Genomic DNA, 2502 nt, shown 5'->3' on the forward strand with positions numbered 1-2502 from the left:
GGCAAGCGACCGCTCGATCTGCTCGAACAGCCGCTGCTCGTGCTCCGAGAGCGGCACGGCACTCCTCCCCGGTCACGTTGGTCGACCCGGGCGGGCCGACAGACCGTGGCAGCCAACCGGCTGCTTACCCGCAAGTCTACGAGGGCCCCCGCGCGTCGGAAAGCGGGACGACCTACGGCCGGGTCGGTTTTTCGACTTGTCGTGTATCACGACGGCCGAGAAGACTGGCCGGACCTATGACGGACCGCCCGAATCGGGCGGCCGCCGCATCGGCCGCCGCCTCCGCCTCACGCCAGCCGCGCTCGGGCGCGCCGAGGGTGAGCTGCTGCGGGGTCTCCCCGGCGGGGGCGAGACCTTCCATCCGGACCCCGACCAGCCGAACCGGCTCGCCGGGAGCGAGCGCGCCCCACAACGCCCAGGCCGTGTCGAACATCTCCCGGGCGGTGTCGGTGGGCACGGCGAGCGTGCGGGAGCGGCTGATCGTCCGGAAGTCGGCGAAACGGACTTTGAGCGACACGGTACGGCCCACCTGCCCGGCCGCCCGCAGCCGAGCACCGGCCTTGTCGGCGAGGGCGAGCAGGGACCGCCGGATCTCGTCCGGGTCGGTCACGTCGATGTCGAACGTGACCTCCGCGCCGATCGACTTCTCCACCTGTTCCGGCGAGACCCCGCGCGGGTCGCGCCCCCACGCCAGCTCGTGCAGGTGGGCGGCGGACGCCTCGCCCACGGCCCGGCGCAGCAGGCCGGCCGGTGCCTCGGCGAGGTCGCGTACGGTGCGCAGGCCGAGGCGGCGCAGCGCGTCGGCGGAACGCTCCCCCACGCCCCACAGGGCGGACACCGGCAGCGGGTGCAGGAAGTCCAGCACCTGAGCGGCCGGGACCACGAGCAGGCCGTCGGGCTTGGCCCGGGTGGAGCCGAGCTTCGCCACGAACTTGCTCGGCCCGACGCCCACCGAACAGGTCAGCCGCTGTTCCTCGGCGACCCGGCGGCGGATCAGCGCGGCGATGTCGGCGGGCCGGCCGAACAGCCGGCGGGCGCCCGCCACGTCGAGGAACGCCTCGTCCAGCGAGAGCGGCTCGACCAGCGGGGTGACGTCCCGGAAGATCCGCATGACCGCCCGCGACGCCTCGGTGTAGGCGGTGAAGTCGGGCGGCAGGTAGACAGCGCCGGGGCAGAGCGCCCGGGCGCGGGCGGTGGGCATGGCGCTGCGGACGCCGTACTGCCGGGCCTCGTAGCTGGCGGAGCTGACCACCCCGCGCGGGCCGACGCCGCCCACCACCACCGGCCGCCCGCGCAGCTCGGGACGGCGGCGCACCTCGACCGAGGCGTAGAACGCGTCCATGTCGACGTGCAGGATGGCGCAGCCGGTGTCGTCGGCGTCCGGCCCGAAGCGCGGGTCACCGCCTCGGGGCAACGACTGGCTGCGGCCCATGCCAGCAGGCTAGCCCGCCGGTCCGACAACCCCACCGCCCAGCCCGGCGGCCACCAAGGCGCCACCCCACGCACCGGCCAGGACCGGGCCCTCTCAGCCCCGCACCACCAGCAGCGGAACGGTCATCTCGGCGGCGGTGTCCGCGCCGTGGTACGCCACCAGCCGCGACGCCATCGGCGGCTCGGAACGGGTGGCGACCACCGCGTAGGTGTCCCGGCAGACCACCACCACGTCGCCGATCCGCCTCAGGTGCGCCTCGGGCACCGGCCCGAACCAGCCGGTCGCCACCGCCTCGGCGCGGGTCAGCACGTGCGCGGCCGGGCCCAGCAGCTCGGTCCAGGCGGCCACCACGTCGGCTTCGGCGCCCGGCTCGGTGTGCAGGTAGCGGACGCGGGGCTCACCGGCGACCACCAGTACGCCGGCGCGCAGCCGGGGATCGGCGTCCAGGTCGATCCGGTGCCCGGCGGGCACATCGAGCTGGCCGTGGTCGGCGGTGACCAGCAGCGCGGCGTCCGGCGGCAGCCCGTCGACGAGCCGGGCCAGCAGCGCGTCCACATCGGCGGCGGCGGACCGCCACGGCGCGGAGTCGACGCCGCTGAGGTGCCCGTGCCGGTCCAGGTCGGGGTGGTACCCGGAGACCAGCGTGGGTCCGTCCCCGGCGGCCAGCGCCGCCAGCATCCGCGCGGCGAGCGCGTCGGCGCCGGCCGCGCCCCGGTAGTCGCCGCCCCGGTTGGCGGCGAGCGTCAGGCCACTGCCGGCGAACTCGGGGCGGCTGACCACGGTCACCGCCACCCCGGCGGCGCGCGCCCGCTGGTACCAGGTGGGCACCGGCTGCCAGCTCACCGGGTCGGGGTCGCCGGCCCAGTCGACGTGGTTGAGCACCCGGTCGGTGCCGGGCACCCGGACGGTGAAGCCGAGCACGCCGTGCGCGCCCGACGCGGTGCCGGTGCCGAGGCTGACCAGGCTGGTCGGGGTGGTGGACGGGAAGCCGGTGGTGAGCGGCCGGCCGGTGGTGGCGGCCAGTCCGGCGAGCGTCGGGGCGTACCGGGCGGCGGTGGGGATCTGGTACC

3 protein-coding genes are annotated in these 2502 nt (G+C 76.1%); all 3 read right to left on the bottom strand.

Features of this window, described 5'->3' with window-relative positions; all coding sequences use genetic code 11:
• On the bottom strand, positions 1-57 hold a 57-nt coding region (locus tag KBX39_RS34265; RefSeq protein WP_210873550.1), incomplete at its 3' end, for a DUF3040 domain-containing protein.
• A 115-nt stretch (positions 58-172) separates the two neighbouring features.
• Complete coding sequence (locus KBX39_RS28790; RefSeq protein ID WP_210873545.1) at positions 173-1432, bottom strand: DNA polymerase IV; 1260 nt, start codon at positions 1430-1432, stop codon at positions 173-175.
• A gap of 93 nt (positions 1433-1525) precedes the next feature.
• Positions 1526-2502 (bottom strand): alkaline phosphatase family protein (locus KBX39_RS28795; protein WP_210873547.1); only part of this gene is annotated, 977 nt, incomplete at its 5' end.

The sequence above is a fragment of the Micromonospora sp. D75 genome (genome assembly GCF_018070405.1).
GTDB classification, from domain to species: Bacteria; Actinomycetota; Actinomycetes; order Mycobacteriales; family Micromonosporaceae; genus Micromonospora; species Micromonospora chalcea.